Origin of the sequence: Synechococcus lacustris str. Tous (genome assembly GCF_003011125.1) — a bacterium.
GTDB lineage: Bacteria > Cyanobacteriota > Cyanobacteriia > PCC-6307 > Cyanobiaceae > Synechococcus_D > Synechococcus_D lacustris.
Genome location: NZ_PXVC01000053.1, coordinates 1 through 16,172 on the forward strand (window position 1 = coordinate 1; position 16,172 = coordinate 16,172).

At 51.7% G+C, this 16,172-nt stretch carries 12 protein-coding genes; 8 read left to right on the forward strand and 4 right to left on the reverse strand.

Annotation, left to right across the window (positions count from 1 at the left end; all coding sequences use genetic code 11):
* Both C7K08_RS09940 and C7K08_RS09945 read right to left on the reverse strand, forming a co-directional pair.
* On the reverse strand, positions 1-899 hold an 899-nt coding region (locus C7K08_RS09940), incomplete at its 3' end, for a hypothetical protein (RefSeq protein ID WP_133165213.1).
* Positions 896-3,505, reverse strand: a complete 2,610-nt coding sequence (locus C7K08_RS09945; protein WP_133165214.1) for a glycosyltransferase — start codon at positions 3,503-3,505, stop codon at positions 896-898. The genes C7K08_RS09945 and C7K08_RS09940, both read right to left, overlap by 4 nt.
* Before the next feature lie 156 nt (positions 3,506-3,661).
* Between C7K08_RS09945 and C7K08_RS09950 the strand changes: the two genes are divergently transcribed.
* From C7K08_RS09950 to C7K08_RS09985, 8 genes are all read left to right on the forward strand, one after another.
* Positions 3,662-4,672, forward strand: a complete 1,011-nt coding sequence (locus C7K08_RS09950; RefSeq protein WP_161955874.1) for a tetratricopeptide repeat protein — start codon at positions 3,662-3,664, stop codon at positions 4,670-4,672.
* On the forward strand, positions 4,669-5,433 hold the full coding sequence (locus C7K08_RS09955) for a peptidylprolyl isomerase (RefSeq protein WP_106500478.1): 765 nt from the start codon (positions 4,669-4,671) through the stop codon (positions 5,431-5,433). Before C7K08_RS09950 ends, C7K08_RS09955 begins: the two co-directional genes overlap by 4 nt.
* A gap of 2 nt (positions 5,434-5,435) precedes the next feature.
* Positions 5,436-8,402: a peptidase domain-containing ABC transporter gene (locus C7K08_RS09960; protein ID WP_106500479.1), complete on the forward strand. Its 2,967-nt coding sequence runs from the start codon at positions 5,436-5,438 to the stop codon at positions 8,400-8,402.
* A 3-nt stretch (positions 8,403-8,405) separates the two neighbouring features.
* Entirely contained in the window at positions 8,406-9,581 is a 1,176-nt protein-coding gene (locus C7K08_RS09965; RefSeq protein WP_106500480.1) for a beta-barrel domain-containing protein, read from the forward strand.
* A 192-nt stretch (positions 9,582-9,773) separates the two neighbouring features.
* The gene (locus tag C7K08_RS16895) at positions 9,774-10,850 is read left to right on the forward strand and encodes a glycosyltransferase (protein WP_161955875.1); all 1,077 of its coding nucleotides are present in this window, start codon (positions 9,774-9,776) and stop codon (positions 10,848-10,850) included.
* 45 nt (positions 10,851-10,895) lie between these two features.
* Positions 10,896-12,785, forward strand: coding sequence for a tetratricopeptide repeat protein (locus tag C7K08_RS09975; protein ID WP_106500482.1), 1,890 nt, complete (start codon positions 10,896-10,898; stop codon positions 12,783-12,785).
* Complete coding sequence (locus C7K08_RS09980) at positions 12,782-13,462, forward strand: tetratricopeptide repeat protein (protein WP_106500483.1); 681 nt, start codon at positions 12,782-12,784, stop codon at positions 13,460-13,462. Before C7K08_RS09975 ends, C7K08_RS09980 begins: the two co-directional genes overlap by 4 nt.
* A gap of 22 nt (positions 13,463-13,484) precedes the next feature.
* A complete protein-coding gene (locus C7K08_RS09985) occupies positions 13,485-14,255 on the forward strand; it encodes a hypothetical protein (protein ID WP_106500484.1) in 771 nt (256 codons plus the stop codon).
* Here C7K08_RS09985 and C7K08_RS09990 read toward each other — a convergent pair.
* Together C7K08_RS09990 and C7K08_RS09995 are read right to left on the reverse strand one after the other, a co-directional pair.
* Positions 14,146-15,399 carry a glycosyltransferase gene (locus tag C7K08_RS09990; RefSeq protein WP_106500485.1) on the reverse strand — a complete coding sequence of 418 codons (1,254 nt, stop codon included), beginning with the start codon at positions 15,397-15,399 and terminating at the stop codon, positions 14,146-14,148. The two genes, C7K08_RS09985 and C7K08_RS09990, sit on opposite strands and share 110 nt — an antisense overlap.
* Before the next feature lie 4 nt (positions 15,400-15,403).
* Positions 15,404-16,172 (reverse strand): glycosyltransferase (locus C7K08_RS09995; protein ID WP_161955876.1); only part of this gene is annotated, 769 nt, incomplete at its 5' end.

Consider the following 16,172-nt stretch of genomic DNA (forward strand, 5'->3'; position numbering starts at 1 on the left):
AGCTTATTCAAATCAGAATGCAAGCCCAATGGATCCGGGCTTGCTATTATTTTAATGCTTAAGTTTTTTGGTAGTAGTTCCTGTTCTTTTGCCCAWAGYAGCARATCAGCTTGGCGAAAATTYAGTGCCCACCAGCAAGCCGGTTGATTAATYAGCAGGTGCCGCAGGCGTAGYTTTTCTTGCAAATYTAATTGCAACCATGTTTTATGGCGTTGAAAACTGCGGCCAGCSGTTAWAGGGCCATGGCGTTGATCTAATTGTGGTAATTCATTTTTGCTATCCAACAACGCTAAAGTTCGCCAACCTTTTGAAAGTTGCAATGCCTGCATTCGCAACTTCAAGCCCCAAGGATGTTTTGGGCTAAAGATAAGCCCTTGCTCAACTGTTTCAATGGCCTCATCCCAGCTACTTTGATTTAAAAGAAGGCGAGTTATCGCAAACCACACCTGCGGCTGGGCCGCTTGCTGCAAGAGGCCTGTGCGATACCAGCTCTCGGCCCGCCAATGATCACCAAGCTGGGCCTCAAGCATGCCCACTCGATTGCAAATTGCAGCTGGTAAAGAATTAGTAAAGGCCAGGCTCTCAAGTAAATCCTTAGCTTGCTGCAAAAAACCTTGTCTATATAGCTGTTGGGCTTGATCAAGGATTTGCTCTGTTTTATCCAGCAAGCTTGGCCTTCCTAAAGACAACTCCCTTAATTCAGCAATGGCCTGATTTAAATTGCTGTTGCTTGGCTGCAGCAACGACCAACTCCGCCAGCGAGCTGCTTCAGCGCCATAACCCTTAACCATCAATTGATCAGAAATTGCTTCGTAGGTTTCAGGGCAACTTGGATCTAGCTCCACCGCCAGCAGCAGATCTTCAATGCCAGAGGCGGTGGCTCGGGAAACATCGTTCATAAATTCATCTTAATAATCAGCTCCACACTCCTATGAACCAAGGCTTGATCTAGATGGATTGGTTCGCTGCTTGGGCCCTCCCAAAGCAGATCTTGMAATAGGGCTGGTGGCCGCTGAGGTTGCTCACAGCTGTGGAAGTTAAGGCCCTGCTCAGCTGCAATACCATGAAAATAAGGGGGGGAATAGCCCGGTTGGTGCAGCTCGAGCACGTTGGTTCCTTTGCTTGCAAAAACTAGATTGGCCATGGCCGCCCCATGGGGAGCCACCACTAATTCCGCTGATGCAAGCAACTGGGCCTGCTCTCGCACACTGATGCCGCCAAGATCCACCCCGGAAATATTGAAACCCATTAATTTTTTAAGCGCTTCTGCCTCTCCCCACACAGCTCTTCGCCTTTGGTCACCGCGGCWWAGCCAAAGCCTCCGATTTGAATTGCCAGAGAGGTTTGAATAATCAACTGTTTCTGCTTGATTTGGATTTAGCCAGAAACGTCGCAACCAATTTTGTACTGCAGCAGATGGWTTCCCAAAGGCACTTGGGAAATCTGGCACCAACAAACGACGGGCTTTTATGTGGGGATAGCGGCGGGCATCAATTAGCCGGTGCGGCTTTAAACCAAGCATTACTTGCAMCCCTTCAGCTACAAACCTGCTCTCACCGCCGTTATGCCAAAGCAGTAACGAATTAATGTCTTTATCTTTTCCAAGGCTTTCAAGCGCTAAGCCAATGCGYGGCAGGTTTTCGAGCAACCAATGGTAATAAATTTCAGCAGATAAATCAGCCACAGCAAGCACCGTTGCATCAAACCAGCGCACCTCGATTGAAGGCGGGGGTTCACATCCAGCTGGTGGTGCCGGGCAGCTGCGCCAAGGTTGGGGATAGCGGCGGCTGAGCTGCGCCTGWATAGCACCTTTTTGATCAGCTACCGCCAGCCCATGGGTGATTCCCCATGGATTTGCYAAGGGAGGGCGAATCCAGCAGCTGCCATTTGGTAATTCGCTAACAGTTAGGGGGATGGATTGCTTACTGGKTGGATCCGCCACAACGTTTGGYGGAAGCCAKYGCMATAAACCTGAACCCAAATCCTGCTTGCCCCAAGTTTGCAGTTCTTTTTCAATACAAGGAGGACATTGGGGCCCGTTACAAGAATCGGCTGGTTGCCCCGGCTGCTCCCAAAAAGCTGGGCTAGCCGAAAGCAGCGGAACATCTGCAAAGGCAGGTAGCTGCTTGCCCAGTTGCGCCAAGGCAGCTGCACCAGCRCCACTGGTGGCGCGATGAACCCGCTCTAAGGCCRCCAGCACTTGGCTAGTGGGAAAAAAAGTTGCACTCTGCTCCAACCTATTGAGAGTGGGCCGCTTTGCTTCGCTCCAGCAAATCACGGCCCAGTGCCAAAGAATGCGGGCYAARCGRCTRMGCARTTCSWRSGGSGGCARCTGTTTTGGATCCCAGCTGAGTAGTKCAATGCTCCAATTCAGCACTTCTTGGCGTAGCGCCCCAAGGGGYTCGGAAAATTTGAGCGCTGTTAGCAACTTTGCGGGCCACCAAGGGCTTGTTGAGGGWGTKGCGCCTAATTCCTCCAGCAGTTTTTGGCGCCAGCTGGCAAGGGTTTGTTGCACAGCAGCGGGGTTGCCCATTAGCCAGCGCTGCTCTAAGCGCAGCCAAATCGGATCGCCAAGCAGGGTTTCTATTTGGAACGGCTGCCCCACCCGTTGGCTGCTGCGGGCTACGTTTTCAGCTAAGTGAACCCAAGTAAGAGCTGGTGGCATTGGGCTCATGCCGAAGCTTGAATTCCAGAGTTCTTCTGCTAGCTGGTGTTCATCACAACTCCAGGCATGCCAGCCAGCCCAAGCGCGTGTGGCATATCTAACTTCAGCAGCCAGGTTTGCGGTGCTTTCTTCCTCGGGAAGTTTGGCAAGCCACCTGTTAGTTACAAACAACAGGCTGCGGGCTTGGGGGCGTGCCGCCTGGCTTGCGCCCTGGGGGTGGATTCGATAGCCGCAGGCCAACTGCTGCAACCAAGCACCAGGTTCTTTTGCAAAAGCCAAACGGCAAAGCAGATCCACGTCTTCCGCCTGGGTAAGCCCAGGATCAAAACCACCACTGCGCTCTAAAACTGCTCGGCGCAGCATCCAAGCACTTGGTAGCACCGCCTTGTGGCGCAAAGCCTGCTCAACAGTGAAACCGGCCCCCTCAAGCCAAGGTTGAACAATGCCAATGCTGGAACCAGCATCATTAATGCGTTGCCAACCACATAGCACCTGTTGCAGGTCGGGATTCTGATTAAGCATTGCCGCCTGGCAGGCCAAGCGTTGATCAAGGCAGAGGTCATCAGCATCAAGGAAGCCAACCAGCTCATTTTTGGCTTGCTGCCAGCCCAGATTTCTGGCCTGGGAAACCCCCACACCGGTGGTGGTTATTAGTTGCAATGGCCAGGGCGACTTAGCCCAAATCTGCGCCAAAAGCTGGCCAGATCCATCAGTGGAACCATCATCGATCGCCACCAGTTCAAGCCGAATGTTGCGCTGCAAAAGCAACGAAGCGAGGCTGCTGGGTAACCATTTACGGGCATTCCGAAAAGGAAGCACCACCGAAACCCATGGCATCATGGTGTTAAAGCATCCGCCAAGCAAATACCCCAGTTCATCTTCATGCAACCCACCGGCTACGGCCCTTATCAAGATTCAACAMAAGGCCAACGRAAGCGTTCGAAATTGCGGCAGGCATTAATCCGGTGGCTTGGCGGACYCAGCGCAGCTGAATCTATGGCAACMACTCCTAGCTCTAGTTTTGAACAGCTCTATGGCCATGAGCTGGTATTACCAAAACCTGATCCAACTCGGCTGGCCAGCAAAGCTGCTGAATATTTTGCCCAAGCTGAGCAATTAAATCGTTGCGGTGCGCCAGATATGGCCTCGCCCTTATATAGGCAGGCCTACACSCTCTTACACGGCGCTGTTGCTAAAAATCTTGAGATTTCCCCTCTCCCGCAAGGCCAGCAAAACAATTCCTTGGATTTGCCGCCAAACCTTGTGGAAATCAACTCAGTTTCGTCACAAAACACGATTGCCCATGAAGCTGCTCAACCAATAACTCAKGGCTCTGATAACACTTTAAATACAGCAACCGATAGCTGGCTTAGGGAGCTGCCGGCTTTACGGGCGCGTTTATCAGTTGAATCAGCAGGTGAAATAGCTGCCCGTTTAGCCAGCTTGCGTGAAGCCGGCCACAGCCATGCCGAATTGCATCGGCTAGAGGGTTTAACKGCTTTGGTTCTACAAGACACAAACACGGCAATGCAGCGCTTCCGTGAAGCCCTTGGCCTCAATCCAAATCACTATTCAAGTTTAGTAAATCTTGCTGGCCTGCTTCTACCAGAGGGTCGCCATGAAGAGGCCACAGCACTACTGCAAAGGGCCTTAGATCAAACAAATAGTGAAAGCCTTGAGGCTGTGCCTGCCCTCACCAATCTGTCYMTTGCCCATCAGTTGGCAGGAAGGCCCATGGATGAAGCTTTGTTAGTTCTCAAAGTTCATCGGCTCAAGCCAGGCCATCTGCGCAATGAGCGGCTGCTGCTGGCCGCAAACAACCTTGAACAAATGGGCGAAGATTCCGCTGCTATTGAGTTGCTCAGCTGGTTGCAACAGCAGCAAGCAACCCCTGAGATACTACGGGCCTTAGGTACTTTGCTAGAGCGCCGGGGCGATTATCAAGAAGCTGCCTTGGTTTATCGGCAACTGCTCCAACCKGTTAATCCCGCAAGCCCCGTTTCATGAGTTCACTGCCGGATCATCTCCAGAAGTTGGCCCATCAACTGCCATTGCCGGAGATTGCATCGCTCTCCCTGCTTGCAAAAGCTGAATTGCTTAGGCCATACCTACAAAGATTGCTGCTTAATGCCCTCTGCAAGGAGATTGAACCTGCAAACCAAAGCCCAGAGGCATTACAGCTACTTTGCAAGCGTTTGAGGTTAGCTAACCAAGCTGAACTGGATGTTTGGCGCCAAGCGCTGCGCCTTGAGCTTGCTGATATTGAAGCAATGGCAGGATTTGATACCAGTTTGCAGTTGGCAACCGAAAAGATTTGGGGCCATGAGATCCCAAGCCGTTTTTTGGAGCAACGCTCCCGCTACGACCAAGTAGTTCTCAGCTTGCTCCGCTTTRATGATCCCGATCTAGCACAGGAACTTTATTTTCAGGTGCGCGAAGGCGAATGCAGTTTTGGCGATCTCATTGATACATACTCCGCTAACAATCCCCAACTTGTTCGTGGTCAGATGGGTCCGGTTGCCCTTCATCGCTTAAATCCACTCTTAGCAAGGGTGGTGGAACGCTATGGGCCAGGCGAGATCACACCCCCTCTCGATTTAGATGGAATGGTGCACTTGATTAGGGTGGAATCGGTTCGCAAGGCGCAGCTAGATGAGGCAATGCGTTCCCAGTTATTACAGGAATTACGTTTTGAATGGTTAGAGGAACAGCTACAGCAACTTCAGGCMCGGATCACCGCTCAGCAGCAATTTGAGGAGATTGATTAACCATGAGCAACATCCGCAACCTACTGGAGAACTCATCACTACTTAGCGGGGTTTCGAACGATGCGATTTCTGCCCTATGCCGTCGGGCTGAATTGGTTGAACTGTCTGTGGGCAAACCATTCCAACGCAGTGGTCAATTAGCCCCGGGGCCGGCCTTAGTGCTGCAGGGACGATTAAGACGGATCTATCAACAGCCAGGTTCACCACCCCTAAGCCTGGGAAGTGTTGAAGCCAATGATTGGGTGGGCTGGGCAAGCGTAGTTAGAGGTGAACCCGATCTCACCTTGATTGCCTCGCAAATCACGGTTCTGCTGCTGGTGCCCTTTAGTGATGCAATTGAGGCCCTGCGCGCTGATCAAAGCCTGCAGCAAGCTCTGGCAATGCCTCTATTTGAGGAAACTGCAGTGTTGTTGCTGCAGGAGCTAGAACGCAGGGGGCGTGCGGTTGCGGAACCAAGGCAACTAATTGAAGAATTGTTTGGGCATTGGTCGCTCGCGGATCCAGCAGCTGATCCCAGCCATGGTGCTATCGAACTATTGAGTGGCCCAAGGCCCGCTTCGGCAATGCCAATTGGAGCCTTGCTGAACCCTCAAATCCGAGCAGATCTACCGCTGCAGGTAAACGGTTTATCCACCCGAATTATCTGCCTGCCGGAAGAACGCTTGGCAGATGCCCTAGGGGATTTCCAACCTACTAAAAACAACGCAAATGCCTTGGCCCTGCGACCCGAGCAGCTTCCTGTGCTGCTGGATCGCCCTGGTGGTGAATCAGCTGAAGCCCATGGTTTCCACCGCCCAGAGGCGGAAGCAACTGCATTTGCCACAGGGGCTACTAGCCGGGTGGAGCAAGCCCTCGCATGCATCAGCCATCTTGCGAAATCCAGGCAGCTGGCTTTTTCCGCAGATCTGGTGCGCCGCAATCTGGAGGATGTGGAGCAACGGCTCGGAGCCCTTAAACTTCCGCAGGTGGGACTCCAACTAGAGGCAATGGGGTTTRACACAAGGCCGATGCGGGCCCGACCCTGGGACCTCACACGCCTTGAGCCACCTGCACTAATTGATTTAGATGGCGCTTTTGTGATGTTGCTGGTGGCAGCAGGGGGAAGCGGTGTACTTATTGGCGATCCCCGCGTTGGCTTGCAACGCTGGAGTGTTAAGCAACTGGAAGAACGGCTACCGAATGGGGTGGAATTACTGGTGATTCGCGAGGGTCGTACCAGCCGACTGAAGAATGAAACCTTTGGCTTGGGGTGGTTTCTGCCGGCCTTCTTGCGCTACCCAGGCCTACTCAGCATGACCCTCATAACTGCTTTTATTTCACAACTACTAAGCGCTGTGTTTCCCCTAGGGGTGCTGGCGGTGATCGATCAAGTAATTAGCCGCAACAACATCTCCCTGCTAGCGCCGCTCACGGCAGTGTTAGTGGTTGCAGCCATTGCGGCGGGGATCACCTCAGCAATGCGGGCTCTTGTGAGCGCGGATCTTTCCGATCGAGTGGATGTGCGACTCGGATCCACGGTGGTTGAGCATCTAATGCGATTACCCCTACCCTATTTTGAACAGCGGCAAGTGGGGGTAATACTATTTAACGTGAATCAGCTTTATGAGATTCGCAAATTTATCGTTGATCAACTACTAGGCGTGGGTCTAGATGTAATTTTTGCCTTACTTTTTCTAGTGGTGTTGCTGGCGATCAGCCCCACCCTTACATTGATCGTGGTAGGAGTGGCACCCATTTTAATGATAATCAATATTATCGCTTCACCAGTATTAATTAGATTAATAAAACAAAGCAATGGTTTCGCCGCCTCCGCATCTGCATTTCTCTATGAGGTGGTGAGTGGCATCCGCACGGTGAAGAGCCAAAACTTTGAGGTGGAGGCGCGTTGGCAGTGGTTAGAACGCTATCGAAAATATACAAATACCCGTTTTCGTCTAAGCCAGCTAGCAAGTTTGATTGGAGAAACAGCACGACTTGTGAGCAATCTTGCAGATGTGCTGCTCATTTCCCTGGGTGCTGTGCTGATCCTCGCCAACAAGCTCACAATTGGTGCACTGTTTGCGGTGAAAATTCTCTCCAGCCAGGTGGTGGGGCCGCTGCTGCGCCTCTCTTCTTTGTGGCAGGGAATTCAGGAGATGAGAATTGCAGTTGCCTGCCTTGGTGATGTGATGTTGGCGATCCCTGAGGTGGGTGAGGAGGATCTGCAGGCCCTGCCAATGCCACCGATTCAGGGACTAGTGCGATTTGAGGAGGTGAGTTTTCGCTATGGCCAGAGGGGGCCTTTGATTCTTGATCAGATTGATCTGGTAATTCAGCCGGGCCAGTTTGTTGGCCTGGTGGGATTAAGTGGCAGTGGTAAGAGCACCTTGGTACAGATGATTGATCGGCTGTATAAACCAAAAAATGGACGTATCTCTATCGATGGCTACGACATTGAAAAACTACAAATCGCTGGGCTGCGCAGGCGCATCGGCTACGTACCCCAAGATAGTTTGTTATTTGAGGGCACAGTTTTAGATAATATTCGTTTGAACAGCCCAGACGCAAGCATTGAGGCTGTGATGGAAGCCGCAAGAACTGCTGCTGCCCATGATTTCATCCTTAATTTAGACAACGGCTATGCCACTAGGCTAGGCGAAAAAGGCTCAGGTTTAAGTGGTGGCCAAAGGCAGAGGGTCTGCCTAGCTCGCACGGTTCTGCAAGACCCCAGCTTATTGATCTTAGATGAGGCAACCTCGGCCCTTGATGCAGAAACCGAGCGCATTGTTTGCACAAATCTTGCCAGGAGATTTACCAACATTACGGTTTTATTTATTACCCACCGACTAACAACCCTGCGCAATGCTGATAGAATTTTATTCATGAATAAGGGTCGCATTTGTGAGGATGGAAGCCATGATCAACTTATTAATCAAAGTGGCTCTTACGCTACTTTGTATAGGCAACAAGTACAAGATGGAAACGTTTAACTAATGGCATTACCAAAATTTGGCAAGCTAGCAAAAACAAAAAAGGGGGACCTCGGCAGCCCTGCCAATCGTGGTTCCGTGGGAGATCGCTCAGACACTCGACTTGAGAGTAGGCCCACTCCGTGGTTCCCATTAATCACTGGGGGAGCAATGGCGGTATTAGTGCTGGTGTGTTTAGCCGCTGCGGCCTTTGTGAGGGTGGATCAGGTGGTCAGTTTAAGCGGGAAATTACAACCGAAACGTTCCACTGAAGCGATCAGATCAACTGAAGCAGGGGTGGTGACAAACGTGCTAGTGAAGGAGGGCCAAGCCGTGGAAGAGGGCCAAGCCCTAGTACTGCTTGATCCCACCATTCTTGAAGGCCGCCAGTTGGCTCTTAAGGATCAGAAGAGGGAGTTGTTATTGATGGCTGGTTCAGAGATTAGTCGTCTTCGCGGTGCCGTTGGCGAACTCAAAGCCCAGAGGATTGGGCTTGAAGAGAGCAGGCGAATCCTTAAGCTCCAACTCGACCAATTGCTTATACTGGAGTCCCAGGGTGCTGCATCCAGATTTCAGGTTCTCGACTACCAGAAACAATTAAGCGATGTGGATTCTCGCCTGTTGGCTAATAGTCAACAACAAAATAAACTTGAGGCGGAGTCGAGTCAGAAAAGTGCAGAGCTACGTCAACAGGAAGCCCAAAATACAGCTAACAGAGTTGAAACGGGTGAACGGCTGCGAAGAATTACCTTGCGGGCTCCTGCAAATGGCACTGTGCTCAACCTCAAGGCAAAGGGTGGGATGGTAATCAACGCAAGCCAAGATCTATTGCAGCTAGTGCCAAACGACAGCCTGGTTGGAAATGTATTTGTTTCCAATAGGGATTTAGCTTTTGTGCGTCCCGGCCAGCAAGGTGAGGTGGCAGTGGATGCCTATGACAGGAATAAATACGGCACCCTGGCGGCCACTGTTACCACAATCGGTACCGATTCCTTGCCCCCCAACGAAAATTGGAAGGAGCCCTATTTCCCGATCAGCCTCAAGTTAGCCCAGCAAAATATCAACAGCCTTGGTAAAACTTTTCCCCTGCAGGCTGGGATGGCAATMACMGCAGAYMTAAAACTAGAAAARCGWTCATTATTAGAGCTKTTCTTTAGTAACATCGCTGGTTCAACACTTTCAGTGCGGSAAATGCGCTAGATAGCTGTGCGGGTGCTGCTTATTCATCAGAATTTTCCTGGCCAATTTCGCCAGCTTGCACCCGCYTTATTAGTAGCCGGCCATGGGSTGATTGGYATTGGCGCTAGRCAAGCACCATGGGCAGATACAGGYGTTATCTAYAAATCATCTGGAGGTGATCCGTATCARCAAATGCGCCAAACAAATCCKGARATGCGCCTTACGGCACAGTTAGCTCAGGGCAGAAGAGTTGCATTACAGCTGAGARTGCTTWTGCAGGAGGGYTGGATWCCWGATGTGGTRGTAGCKCACCCKTTCTGGGGTGATRTTTTATTTCTAGACGATGTATTTCCARCCGTACCCTTAGTTGCATTATTAGAACTTGATTTCAGTAGCCTTAATTTAAATAATTTTGATCCAGAGCAATCAATAAATCACMAGGAAGATTTTGGAGCCAATTTAAGCCTGAGGCAATGGGCGGATCTAATGGCAATTAAGCGGATGACAGTGGGTCTTACAGCCACTAATTTCCAACAAAGCAGTTATCCAAGCTGGCTACAAAATCGAATCAAAGTGATTCATGAGGGGGTAGATCTAGATTTATGCAAACCAAATCCYYTAGCATGCTACACCTTGCCTRATGGCACACGAATCCGTAGGGGTGATCCGGTGGTGAGCTTTGGCAGCAGAAGCTTGGAGCCCTTGCGTGGATTTCGCACATTTATGCGGGCCTTACCTGCTTTACTAGATGCCAATAAAGAGGTAATGRTTGTGATTGTGGGTGAAGATGGCAGTTGCTATGGGCCAGTAGCACCCGATGGCAAGAGTTGGAAGCAATTAATGCTAGARGAACTTAAAGATCAAATTAATTTAAGCCGCATACATTTCACCGGTCATTTACCCTATGCGCAATTAWTASAAATATTTCAGATAAGCCAAGCCCATGTATATCTCACCTATCCATATGTGTTGAGTTGGAGCATGCTAGAAGCAATGGCCTGCGGMGCATTRGTGGTGGGATCTGCTACCGCACCAGTGGAGGAAGTAATCAGTAATGGWGTAAATGGYTGGCTGGTGCCATTTTTTGATAGCAMTGCAYTRGCYAAACRGTTGCTGGMRGTGCTGGCTGATCCRCYKGGGCAGGAGMCRTTGCGCATGGCTGCACGSCGAACAATTGCCGCWAAATTTGAAAAAAATAATTGCACAAAGCAACAAATTGCCCTGCTTGAAGCAGTAGCAGCAGGGGAATCATTAACCGAGCGAGATGTAATGCAACGGGTTGGATCTTGATTGCTTGTCTTTAATTATTTAGCCCTTTCCTCAGGTAAACCTCGAGTGAGCATCACTATTCAAACCTCAGAACTTGCTGCTATCAAAGTTTTGCTTAACAAGGGCAAGTGGTCGGAGGCAGAGGGCTTGCTAAGTCATCACCTTTTGAGCCATCAACTAGATGTCCAGCTCCATGATTTGATTGGTTATGCCCTGCAGAGACAGGGAAAATGGGATGAGGCAGAAATTGCCCTGCGGCGGGCCTTGGAACTGGGCACCACTAGCTTTTGGACTTGGCATCGCCTTGGCGATATTTATCGTGCTACCCGCAGGCTTGATCTTGCWATCGACGCCTACCAACAGGCCTTGGGAGTGGGCTCCACATCGCCCACCACTATGGCGAACCTTCTTAAGACACTTCATGCCAGGGACCCTGCGCGAATGCTTAGGTTCCTTAATTCACAGCCCCTGGGAGATTTGCTACGGCTTGGCTGCTTGGAGGCGGTGGGCGACACCTACAACGATTTCGCTTCACCGCTGCTGGGCTCTTGGATGGTGAACCGAGGCTGGATCGCTCCTGGCGGCAAGGGGAGTGGAACGGTGCAGTGTGACTCCCAATACCGCACGGGCTGGGGTAGTGATGCTCACCAGCTTCACCTTGATCTCACCGATGCTACGGAGGCTGAAGCGGGGGACCAGCGGTTGGAAATTGGGCTGCGGTTGGCGGTGCCCGATCAGGGAAAAAAAGGATCACTAGTGATGCATGTGCTGGTGGAGCTGGCGAAGGGATTTAAGCTCCAGGGGGTAAAAATTCAAGGTAACTGTCGCTTTATAAGTAAACATCGGCTAAGCGATCTAAACATGGAGATCCTCACCCTGCACAGGGGGCATTCAATGGCTGCTGCGCCAGAGATTGAACTAAAGCTAAATCTATCTATCCCATCCAACGCTCAACTGCAGCGATCTGCTTGGCATGGTCGGGTGCACTCTGTGCCGCGAGCTCAGGCCCAGCTACAGCAGCAGAGCAGCGGGGGCGAATCGATGGACGCCTGGTTTAAGAAAATGATCCCCACTTCTGGTGGCTCCTTGCCCAAGGTGAGGCATGGTTTACTGGCAGCTCACCTATGGATGCTCGAGCATCACAGCGCCCTGGTTGACTGGCTACGGCCGCAGTCGGCCGCAGGCCAGGAGGGTTTTGTGTGCTTTTGGGACCGGCCTGATTCGCTCACGCCAGCCCTTCGCCATAATTTCGCGGTAATTGAATCGGATTTTCCCCATTCGGTGCTGCTCCATGAACCCCAGCTGGGGGAACTTTTGGCCGGCGAGGGGCTGGCGGCTTTTCCAAGGGTGCGGCAGCTGCTAAACAGTAGTAAAGAAACCCATCCAGCCCTTAGTTCTGATCTGTTGCGGTTGGCCCTTACCTATCAGACACAGGCCTACTTGGATCTTGATGTGTGCATAGATCCTTTTTTCACAAGATTTGCGAGGGCGCTTCTGCCCTATTGCCGAAGCAGCGGCATTAACCTGATCGCCTTCATCAAGGATGGGGCCTATAATTGGGCTCATCCCGCCAGCAACCTGGTGGCCTATCCAGGCAACGATCTGCTCTGGCTCCAGTGGCGCCTAAGGGAGCAACTCCTTGGGGCCTTGGAAAATACCCTAACGCGTAAAAACTATATCAATTCTATCTGGGACCTTAGTGGTCCAGGATTACTGCGGCGAGTGGTATTTGCAGAGGGAGCTGCGGCTATGGAATTTGAGGGACTCTGGAAGTTTCATCCGGAGTTAGCGCTACCTACCTGGATTAATGCCCGCGGGGAACGGTTCCTGTTTATTGATAAGGAGCTTTTCTCCTGCCATGGCCTAGCGGATGAACAGAAATACTTGCATTCTTCTCAAAACTGGCGCAGCTTTCCCCATGACAGGCTGCAGGTGCTCATCGCGGGGTWGGCATGAGCGCTAGTCAATCCTGGTGGCAGCTTGTTCAGGAGGCACTGCAGCAGCAAAACTGGCCCGTGGCGGAAGGGGCGCTGCGGCGGCTGCTCCAGGAGAGTCCCGACCATCTGGAGCTGCTCGATCTGCTTGGTTACGCCCTATTGATGCAGGGTTGTTTTGCAGAGAGTGAGGCACAGCTGCGGAAGGCTATGGCTCGGTCTGCACAGAGTTTCTGGACCCCCCACAAGCTGGGTGATGCCTTGAGAGGACAGCAGCGTATGCAGGAGGCGGTGGAGTGTTATGAGCAGGCCTTGAGCTGGGGCAGTGACAGCCCCCTCACCGTGCGCAATCTATTGCAGGTGCTTGATGGTTTAAGCACGGAGCGAGCCCTATGCCGTTTGGCGGGCCTGGCAGATGAAGGGGGATCGACTTGGCAAGAGGGGGCGATTGAGGCGGCGCTTCAATCGCCTTCCCCCCGATTGGCCTTCTCCCTATGCCAATTGGGCTGCGGTGATGGGGATGTAAGAGCTAAGGCCTATATGCAGGCCTTAAGTGAGTTGGATCTTGTTAGTTTGCAGGCTTTGCTCAAGGGTGGGGATGATTCTTTCTCCCGCGCTCTTCAGCAACGTTTAAGAAGCTTGATAGGGCCTGTTTTCTCGACGGTAGAGAGCTCAGGCCCTCGGGAGGTGTTACCCTAGCCAGAGGATCGTTGGAGCGCATATGGATGTGAGCGCTGGGGTCTATATGCAGGCCTTGAGTGAGTTGGATCTGGTGGGTTTGCAGGGCTTACTTGATTGCGGTGATGACCCATTCTCCTCAGCCCTTAGTGAGCGTTTATCTAGTTTGATGGTGCCAATCTGGTTGTCTGCAGAGACGCCAGATCTCCAGGATGTGATCCGCTTGAGAGAGGAGGGTCATCCAGAGCTATCGCTGCAAAAGATTGACCAACAACTTCGGCTTGGAGAGGAAAATCCCTGGTGGCTTGAAAATAAAGCCAGGGCCTTAGTTGATCTTGATAATGCCATTGAAGCGATCTCGATCTGGGAAAAACTGCTTAAATTTCCAGATGTAGATCATCTTGTTGCCACTGCAAATCAGATGCTTATGTTGTATCGGCCTTTGGCATTAAAGCCTTTGATGGATTTCTGTGACCTGGCGAAGTGGTCGCCTGTGGCGTTAGATCAGGGGATTAAAGGTGAGCTGTCGCTGTTGGATTCGGTGTTGATTGAGCTTTCTAGGCTTGCCCAGGCTGAGCGTAATTATGTGGGACTTGGCCTCGCTGACCATGCCCTAATGCAGGGATTTAGCTCCCCTTGGTTGTGGTTGGCGAAAGCTAGGGCCCTTGCCGCTTTAGGTAAAAGAGAAGAGGCCAGGCATTGGTTCATGCTATTGGCGGAAGACAGTGGGGACCATGGGATAAGTCAGCTCGCCTTGCAGGGGCTATCGGGCCTTGGTTTGCCTGCTGGCGAAGCTCACTCCAGATCTGATTGAGGCGTTTTTTATAGCGCTTGCCAGCTTCTCTGGCTGATAGTTTTGCTTGGGCCATGGGGCAGAAGGATGGCCAGGGTCTGATCGAATTCATCCGCCCCCGGTATTTTTGGTAAGAGGCGCCTATTTGGAAAGCGGCATTTTCTAGATCTGGCTCGGCCCATATTTGCATTTCTGAATCAAGCAGGCTGTTGATCCTGCCCACGGGACCTAGCCTATATGAAATGGGATAAACATTTTCGCCTTGCATGTAGTCGCTGTTTCCACTATATGCTGTGGCGATAATATCTAGGCCTAGGATCATACTTTCGGCGATAATCCGTCCAAATCCTTCGGCTCGATGGAGAGACAATAGGCCATTGCAGCACCTGAGTAATTCAATGCTTTGATCTGCAGGGTAGGTGGTTTCGATAATCTGGATGCGGGGGTCGTTTGCCACCTCTTGTTTCAGGTTTTCCCAGGGCCCTAAAAATGAACGTAGGGAGTGGGTTTTTAGGATTAGGCACGCATCATCCTGCGCGTTAAATCCAGCGGTGTCGAAGGCTTGTTTGAATGCCTTTACTGCACCCAAGGGATTTTTTCTTTGGTAGCCTGATAGTAAATCAAAGGCGCAGATGAGTACAAATTTTGCCTCGGGAATTCCAAAATGTTTTCTTGCTGCTTTTTCGGAATTAAAAGGGCTTTGGCTTGGCGCCTTTGCGGCAGCTGGCAGCCAGTGGATTGGGGGTTTAGCGGGGTGGCTGCATGTGGTCCAGGCTTTTTCGATATGCCTGCTATTGGCCCATAGTTCATCAACAGTTGATAGATAATGATTCATTTCAGTGGGCCATCGATATAATTCCCATGGCCAGGCTCCAATTAGATACTGCCCTTGGAAGAAATTATCGTTGTTTTGGAGTAGAAATGCCTCTTGCTTGTCGGGGGTTAGGCAGAATATCGATGTTTTGAATGGGGATTGGTCTAGGGGTTTTTCCCATGGCTTAAGAAAAAGATTCCCTTCGCGCAGGTCATTTACCAGTGGTACGTTGATAACTTTAAATGGAATATTTGCCCCGAGAAGGCTTCTGGCCACCATGCGAAGATCTTCGCCCAGGCCGATTTCGGCATAGGCATGGCCGATGAGATTAACTCCATTTACCCTGGTCATCACTTCATCCCAGCGGTCGCCAAGGATGCTGCAGGGGAAGTTGACGGACTAGCTCCGCTCTGCCAGGTCTGCCCACAAGACAGCCAAGTCGTTCACGGACGATCTTACCGATTTTGGTGGGATTTAGATTGCTTTCTACGGCGGCCCTTCCTTTTAGGGCCAGCTGCTGTTGGTGGGTGGGCTGAGTGGCAAGTTGATGCAAGGCCTGGGCTGCTTTGTCAAGATCCGGTTCGGCCCAAATTGCTCCGGCTCGGTAATCGCCCTCTGGTTGTGTGATCGGGACCATTTGATACGGAATTAGTTCTGCACTTCCTGGGGGCATAAAATCCAAATTGCCGCTATAGCCAGTGGCTACCACCGGCAACTCCGCCGCCATCGCTTCCGCCAGGGATAGGCCAAAACCCTCGGCCCTGTGCAGGCTCACCAGGGCATCAGCCTCCGCATAGAGCCGATCAAAGGCGTCATTACTTAGGTGCTCGCTGATCAACTTGATGCGTGGATCGGCCTGGGCCCGTTGCCGTAACGCCTCGGTGGCATCGGGAAATTGGGCGCTGCTGGAGAGTTTTAGGACCAGGTTTGCCTCCGGCGTGCGAGTACCCCAAGCCCGCCGCTTCGGAAAGGCCARYTGGAAGGCRTCKATYACCCCATGGGGGTTTTTGCGCCCRACSGTGCTCCARAAATCRAARGCAAAYAGGCAGGTGAAGGGCTGGTTGCCGTGGCTGCGGGTGGCACGGCGAAGTAGCTGGAGGCGATTGGCCCGGGCCCAGTTGATC